The 7550-nt window shown below is 73.5% G+C and carries 7 protein-coding genes; 5 read left to right on the forward strand and 2 right to left on the reverse strand.

What is annotated here, in order from left to right:
• Positions 1 to 12: 12 nt before the first annotated feature.
• A complete protein-coding gene (locus N869_RS03730) occupies positions 13 to 1032 on the reverse strand; it encodes a 4-hydroxy-3-methylbut-2-enyl diphosphate reductase (RefSeq protein WP_035058053.1) in 1020 nt (339 codons plus the stop codon).
• A gap of 80 nt (positions 1033 to 1112) precedes the next feature.
• Between N869_RS03730 and xseA the strand changes: the two genes are divergently transcribed.
• The 5 genes from xseA (at position 1113) to N869_RS03755 (ending at position 6051) form a co-directional block, all read left to right on the forward strand.
• A complete protein-coding gene (gene xseA / locus N869_RS03735; protein ID WP_035058057.1) occupies positions 1113 to 2363 on the forward strand; it encodes an exodeoxyribonuclease VII large subunit in 1251 nt (416 codons plus the stop codon).
• Positions 2364 to 2415: 52 nt separating this feature from the next.
• Positions 2416 to 2706: an exodeoxyribonuclease VII small subunit gene (locus tag N869_RS03740; RefSeq protein ID WP_035058010.1), complete on the forward strand. Its 291-nt coding sequence runs from the start codon at positions 2416 to 2418 to the stop codon at positions 2704 to 2706.
• Positions 2706 to 3803 carry a carbohydrate kinase family protein gene (locus N869_RS03745; RefSeq protein WP_084136392.1) on the forward strand — a complete coding sequence of 366 codons (1098 nt, stop codon included), beginning with the start codon at positions 2706 to 2708 and terminating at the stop codon, positions 3801 to 3803. The genes N869_RS03740 and N869_RS03745 overlap by 1 nt, the downstream gene beginning before the upstream one ends.
• A gap of 124 nt (positions 3804 to 3927) precedes the next feature.
• Positions 3928 to 4590 carry a carbonic anhydrase gene (locus tag N869_RS03750; RefSeq protein WP_035058062.1) on the forward strand — a complete coding sequence of 221 codons (663 nt, stop codon included), beginning with the start codon at positions 3928 to 3930 and terminating at the stop codon, positions 4588 to 4590.
• A gap of 27 nt (positions 4591 to 4617) precedes the next feature.
• Positions 4618 to 6051 carry a class II fumarate hydratase gene (locus N869_RS03755; protein ID WP_035058012.1) on the forward strand — a complete coding sequence of 478 codons (1434 nt, stop codon included), beginning with the start codon at positions 4618 to 4620 and terminating at the stop codon, positions 6049 to 6051.
• 27 nt (positions 6052 to 6078) lie between these two features.
• On the opposite strand, the gene N869_RS03760 is transcribed toward N869_RS03755, so the two are convergent.
• The coding region (locus N869_RS03760; protein ID WP_035058014.1) for a gamma-glutamyltransferase at positions 6079 to 7550 on the reverse strand (1472 nt) is incomplete at its 5' end.

The following is a 7550-nucleotide window of genomic DNA, read 5'->3' on the forward strand; positions in this document are numbered from 1 at the left end:
CCCGGGCGGTCCTCAGACGGGCTCGACGGTCAGCGAGCGGCGACCACCCCGGGCGGGGGCGGCGCCGGCGGCCTTGAGGTCCGCGCGCAGCTCACGGGGCAACGAGAACATCAAGTCCTCGGTGGCGGTGCGCACCTCCTCCACCGTGTCGAACCCGTGCGCGGCGAGGGTGTCGAGGACGTCCCGGACGAGGATCTCCGGGACCGAGGCGCCGGACGTCACCCCGACGGTCCGCACACCGTCCAGCCACGCCGGGTCCATCTCGGCGGCGCGGTCGATCCGGTACGAGGCGGTGGCGCCCGCATCGAGGGCGACCTCGACCAGGCGCACCGAGTTCGAGGAGTTCGCCGAGCCGACGACCACGACCAGGTCGCAGGAGGGTGCGAGCTTCTTGACCGCGACCTGCCGGTTCTGGGTCGCATAGCAGATGTCGTCGCTGGGTGGGTCCTGCAGCGAGGGGAACTTCTCGCGCAGGCGCCGTACGGTCTCCATCGTCTCGTCCACCGACAACGTGGTCTGCGACAACCAGACGACCTTCTCGGGGTCGCGGACGACCACGCGGTCGACTTCGGCCGGGGAGTTCACGACCTGGATGTGGTCCGGCGCCTCACCGGCCGTTCCCTCGACCTCCTCGTGCCCGTCGTGCCCGATGAGCAGGATGTCGAAGTCGTCCGAGGCGAACCGCACGGCCTCCTTGTGGACCTTCGTCACCAGGGGGCACGTCGCGTCGATCGTCTGCAGGGACCGCTCGACGGCCGACGCCCGCACCGCCGGGGAGACCCCGTGGGCGGAGAACACCACTCGGGCGCCCTCGGGGACCTCGTCGGTCTCTTCCACGAACACCGCACCGCGGGCCGCCAGGGTCTCGACGACGTGCTTGTTGTGGACGATCTCCTTGCGCACGTACACCGGTGCGCCGTAGTGGTCCAGGGCCTTCTCGACCGCGACGACGGCCCGGTCCACACCGGCGCAGTAGCCGCGCGGGGCCGCGAGGAGCACACGCTTGGGGGCGGGGGCGGCAGAGGGGTTCACCACGTCAGTCTACGGACCCGCCCGGCGGCGACCACCCGGTGGGCGACGTCGCTGTGGGCGGTGGGTGGCAGGCTGGCCCCGTGACCACCCCGCCGAGCACCCTGCCGGCCCGCGCGCTCGACACGACCGCGGGCCGCCCCTGGCCCGTGCGGCACCTGTCGGCCAAGATCGCCGAGTACGTCCAGCGCATGCCGAGCGTGTGGGTCGAGGGGCAGGTCGTGCAGTTGAACCGTCGTCCCGGTGCGGCGATCGCGTTCCTCACCCTCCGCGACACCGACACCGACGTGTCCGTCCCGGTCTCGGTGCACACCAGGGTCCTGGGGCAGGCGAGCACCGACATCACCGAGGGCGCGCACGTGGTGGTGCACGTCACCCCCACGTACTGGTCCAAGCGCGGGACCCTGCAGATGCAGGCGCAGGAGATCCGTGCGGTCGGGCTGGGAGAGCTGCTGGCGCGCATCGAGCACCTGCGCCGGGTGCTCGCGGCCGAGGGGCTGTTCGACGCCGACCGGAAGGTCCCCCTGCCGTTCCTGCCCGCCGTGGTGGGTCTGGTGTGCGGCCGGGAGTCCAAGGCCGAGCACGACGTGGTGGTCAACGCCCGCGCGCGCTGGCCCCAGGTCGAGTTCGAGATCCGTGAGGTGGCCGTCCAGGGCGCGCAGGCCGTCACCCAGGTCAGCGCCGCGATCGCGGAGCTGGACGCCGACCCGCGGGTCGAGGTCGTGGTCGTCGCGCGTGGTGGGGGCTCGGTCGAGGACCTGCTGCCGTTCAGCAACGAGGCGCTCGTGCGTGCCGCCGCCGCCTGCCGCACCCCGTTGGTCAGCGCGATCGGGCACGAGACCGACTGCCCGTTGCTGGACCTGGTGGCCGACCACCGGGCGTCGACCCCGACGGACGCGGCCAAGCGGATCGTCCCCGACGTCGCCCAGGAGCGCGCCCAGCTCACCCAGGCCCGCACGCGGATGGTCGCGGCCCTCACCCGCCGCCTCACGCGTGAGGGCGAACGGTTGGAGGCCCTGCGCAGCCGTCCCGTCCTCGCCCGTCCGACGACCATGATCGACCGGCGCCAGGAGGAGGTCCACCACCTGCACGGGCGACGGGACCGGGCACTGGAGCGGCGGGTGCACGCGGGTCAGGTCGAGGTCGGTGCCCTGGCCGCGCAGGTCCGGGCCCTGAGCCCGGCCGCCACCCTCGAGCGCGGGTACTCGGTCGTGCAACGACCCGACGGTACGGTCGTCCACGACGCCGACGACGTGCCCGGCGGGGAGCGGCTGAGGATCCGTGTCGCGCGCGGTGAGATCGCCGCCGAGGCACTTCCCGCGACCACGACCTGACGTCCTACCGCACCGGCGCCGCCCCGACGCCCCGCACGTCACGAGGAGACCAGTGGACACACCCGCAGGCCGCACCACCACCGCCGACGGCGCGCCCGTGCAGTCCCTCAGCTACGAGCAGGCCCGCGACGAGCTCGTCGCGGTCGTCGGGCGGCTCGAGGCCGGAGGTGAGACCCTCGAGGCCTCTCTCGCGCTGTGGGAACGGGGCGAGCAGCTGGCCGCGCGGTGCCAGGAGTGCCTCGACGGTGCACGCGAACGACTCGACCGTCGCGTCGTCGAGGAGCAGGGCCCCGCACAGACCGCCGGGGCGACCGAGGACCGGACCGAGGACGAGGACGGGTGATGGCACGACCGGAGGACCGCACCACCGAGCCCGAGGAGCCGTTCGAGGCACCCGACGGGCCGCCCACGCCGGGGCACCTGGACCCGCCGTCGGGCACCACCGGGACGGCCGTGGCGGAGGGCCACCTGGACCCGGCTACCGAGCCGCGGACCGAGGCGGTCATCGACCAGTCCGAGCGGGGCGCCCTCGTGGTCGGCGAGGCCCTGGTCGACGTCGTCCGGGCACCGGACGGGACCGTCGCCGAGCACCCGGGCGGCAGCCCCGCGAACGTCGCTCTGGGGCTGGCGCGGCTGGGACGCCGCGTCGCCCTGCTGACCTGGCTGGGCCGGGACGAGCACGGGACGCGGGTCACGGCGCACCTGACGGGCAACGGCGTGGACGTCGTCCGGGGCAGCGAGAGCGCACCGCGCACCTCGACGGCCACAGCGACGCTCGACGACGCCGGGATCGCCCGGTACGAGTTCGACGTCACCTGGGAGGTCGCCGAGCGGTGGGCCTCACCCGCCGCGCCCCCGCTGGTGGTGCACACCGGATCGATCGCGGCCGTCCTGGAGCCGGGCGGGCGCGACGTGGCACACATCCTCGCCGCGCACCGTGAGTCCGCGACCCTGACCTACGACCCCAACCTGCGCCCGTCGCTGATGCCGGAGGCCGAGGTGACCCGACCGGTGGTCGAGGAGCTCGTCGGCGCCGTGGACGTGGTCAAGGTCAGCGACGAGGACCTCGCCTGGCTCCAGCCCGGTGCCGACCCGCTGGAGATCGCCCGGCGGTGGGCCGCCTCAGGTCCCGCGGTCGTGATCGTCACCCGAGGCGGGGAGGGCGCCACAGCGGTCACCTCGGCGGGCCACGTGGTGGACGTGGCGGCCGAACCCGTCGAGATCGCCGACACCGTCGGCGCCGGCGACTCGTTCATGAGCGGCCTGGTCGACGGCCTGTGGTCCGCCGGGCTGCTGGGCGCAGCTCAACGCACCGCCCTGCACGCCGTGGACGCAGAGGTGCTGCGCGGGGTGCTGCGACGGTGCGCCGAGATCGCCGCGGTCACGGTGTCGCGCCCCGGCGCGAACCCACCCACGCGGGACGAGCTCGGCACCGACTGAGGAGCGGCCCCCGCAAGGTCCACGCAACACCAGGGCCTGTACCGCTAAAGATCAGGGCCCCGGCGCTGCCGTTCATGATTCCTCCCGCTGCCACCCACCGCGCGCAGATGTGATGATCGTGACCATGCCGCACGTCACGACACCCGCACAGGCCTGGGCCGAGCTCCTCGCAGGCAACGAGCGCTTCGTCTCCGGCACCATGGAGCACCCCTCCCAGAACGCCGACCGCCGCGCGGAGACCAGGGGCGCCCAGCACCCCTTCGCCGTGGTGTTCGGGTGCTCGGACTCGCGCGTGGCGGCCGAGATCATCTTCGACCGAGGACTGGGCGACCTGTTCGTCGTCCGGACCGCCGGGCACGTCGTGGACACGACGGTCGTCGGATCCATCGAGTACGGGGTCGCCGTGCTGGGCGCGCCCCTGGTGATCGTGCTCGGCCACGACTCGTGCGGCGCGGTCGCCGCCGCCGCGAACGCACTCACCACCGGTGAGATGCCCCCCGGGTTCGTCAGGGCCGTCGTCGACCGGGTGATCCCCTCGGTGGTGCACCTCCCTGATGCCGGTACCGACGAGGGACCGGCGGCCGGATCCCGACGACGCCCGATGCCCCCGGACCCCGAGACCCTCAAGCGCGACCACGTCCGGCACACCGTGCGCATGCTCCGTGGGTACTCAGCCGTCCTGGAGTCCGCGATCACCGAGGGGCGCTGCGCGATCGTCGGCCTCGAGTACGCGCTGGCCGAGGGACGGGTGCGGCTCGTGGAGCACGAGGGCGACCTGGGTCAGTAGCCCGCCCACCGGTGCGAGGATGGTCCCATGACTGAGCAGAGCAGCCCCGTCGCGGCCGACGCCGCCCACGACGAGTACCGCATCGAGCACGACACGATGGGTGAGGTCAGGGTCCCGGCCCATGCCCTGTACCGGGCGCAGACCCAGCGCGCCGTGCAGAACTTCCCCATCTCGGGCACACCGCTGGAGCGGGGGCACATCCAGGCGCTGGCCCGGGTCAAGAAGGCCGCCGCGCTCGCCAACGCCGAGCTCGGGGTGCTGCCCCGCGACGTCGCCGACGCGATCGCCTGGGCGGCTGACGAGGTCGCCTCAGGCACCCACGACGCGCACTTCCCGGTGGACGTGTTCCAGACCGGGTCCGGGACCTCCTCGAACATGAACACCAACGAGGTGCTCGCCACCCTGGCCACCCGGAGGCTCGGGCGCGAGGTGCACCCGAACGACCACGTCAACGCCTCGCAGTCCTCCAACGACGTGTTCCCCACCTCCGTGCACGTGGCTGCCACCGCCGGGGTCGTCACCGACCTCGTCCCGGCGCTCGAGCACCTCGCCGGCGCCCTGGAGGCCAAGGCGACCGAGCTCGCGGACGTCGTGAAGTCCGGCCGGACCCACCTGATGGATGCCACCCCCGTCACCCTGGGGCAGGAGTTCGGTGGCTACGCCGCAGCGATCCGGTACGGGATCGAACGACTCCAGGCCGCACTCCCCCGTGCCGCCGAGGTGCCCCTCGGCGGCACGGCGGTGGGCACCGGGATCAACACCCCGGCCGGGTTCTCGGCCCGCGTGATCGAGCTCCTGCGCGAGGAGACCGGCCTGCCGATCACCGAGGCCAGGGACCACTTCGAGGCGCAGAGCGCGCGCGACGGGCTCGTGGAGCTCTCCGGTGCGCTGCGGACGATCGCGGTGAGCCTCACCAAGATCTGCAACGACCTGCGGTGGATGGGCTCCGGCCCCAACACCGGTCTGGCCGAGATCGCCCTGCCGGACCTTCAGCCCGGGTCCTCGATCATGCCGGGCAAGGTCAACCCGGTGATCCCCGAGGCCGTGCTCATGGTGGCCGCACGGGTGGTCGGCAACGACGCCACGGTCGCGTGGGCCGGGGCGAGCGGCACGTTCGAGCTCAACGTGCAGATCCCCGTCATCGCCCAGGGCGTCCTGGAGTCGGTGCGCCTGCTGGGCAACGCCTCCCGCGTGCTCGCCGACCGGACCGTGACGGGCATCGTCGCGAACACCGAGCGGGCCCGCGCCTACGCCGAGTCCTCGCCGTCGATCGTGACCCCGCTGAACAAGGTGATCGGCTACGAGTCAGCGGCGAAGGTCGCCAAGCACGCCGTCGCCCACCAGGTCACCGTGCGTCAGGCGGTGCACGACCTCGGGTTCGTCGAGCGCGGCGAGGTCACCGAGAGCCAGCTCGACGAGCTGCTCGACGTGCAGGCGATGACCCGGCCACCGCAGGCCTGAGCCCACGGAGGTGGTCGTCCCGACCGGTCACTCCGGGACCGGGACGACCACCGCGTCGGCCTCCCGCCGGTGGTCGACGGCGACCTCCACGGTGCCCTCGGCCCAGTCCACCGCCACCGCCTGGACCGACCCGAACACGTACAGGTTCGCCGGGACCGGGCCGCTGACCGCCCACCCACGCGCCCCCAGCTCGCTGCTCACGCCACCGCCCGGGAGCTCCTCGAACTGGATCTCCCCGTCCAGGCCGGAGAACCGGGGCGCGCTCACGGCCTCCTGGAGGTCCTGGCCGTGCAGCAGCCACCGCACCAGCACGTCCCCCAGCACCGCAGGGATGCGGATGCCACCGGGCGAGCCGATCCCCAGCACCGGGCGGCCCACGTCGTCGAGCACCACCGTCGGCATCCCCCAGCTGACCGACCTGCGCCCCGGCTCCGGGGTGTTGCTACCACCGGCGCCCACCGAGAACCGCACCATCTGGTTGTTGAGGAAGTACCCGTCGACCATGCGGCCCGAGCCCCAGAAGTTCGTGAGCGTGTTCGTCATCGAGACGACCAGGCCCTCACCGTCGACGATCGTCACGTGCGTGGTCTCGCCGACCTCGGGCAACGCCCCCGACGACGTCTGCGCCGCGCCGCTCGCGAGCGCCTCGGCCAGGGCACGGTTGGCCTCGGCGTCGACGATCGTCTCGACGGGCACGTCCACGAAGTCCGGGTCCCCGAGCTGGGTCTCCACCGTCACGGCCGCCTGGTCCCACGCGGCCGCGAGCTGGTGGACGTAGTCGGCGGACCCCGGCTCGACGGCGCCGACCCCGAGCGCCTCGGCGATCTGGAGCATCTGGATCAGCGCCACACCCGGCAGCGCAGGCGCGGCGCTCACCACCTGGTGGCCGCCCACCTGACCGGACGGGGCGCGGGACACCTGCAGGTCGTAGGACGCCAGGGAGTCGCGGTCCAGCCCGGGCGCGCCCGCGGTCAGGGACTCGGCGAGGGCGCCGTCGTAGAAGGCCTCGGGGCCCTGGCGTGCCACCACCTCTAACGCCCTGGCCAGTGCCGGCTGGACCAGCGGGTCGCCGGCGGCCAGGGGCGCACCACCCGGCCGGAACACCTCGTCGCCCGTGGTCGCCTGCTCGCCCAGGGGTGCGCGCAGCAGCTCGGCGAGCATCGCCGAGGTCGGGTGGCCGTCCCTGGCGAGCGCGACCGCCGGCTCGACCAGGCGCTCCCAGGGAAGGGCACCGTGGTCCTCGTGCAACCGGCCCAGCCCGGCGAGCATCCCGGGGACACCGTAGTCGTCGGACGGGATGCCCCCGGCAGGGACGACCTCCCGGTAGTCGTACCAGCGCGGGTCCTCCCCCGGCGGGACGACGATCGCCGACCCGCCACCACCGATCCCGGAGGCGAAGGGCTCGACGACGCTGACCGCGAGCGCGACGGCGACCGCGGCGTCCACGGCCGTGCCGCCGTCGGCGAGGACGTCCGCCCCGACCTCGACCGCGGCGGGGT

Origin of the sequence: Cellulomonas bogoriensis 69B4 = DSM 16987, assembly GCF_000767165.1 — a bacterium.
Lineage (GTDB): Bacteria > Actinomycetota > Actinomycetes > Actinomycetales > Cellulomonadaceae > Actinotalea > Actinotalea bogoriensis.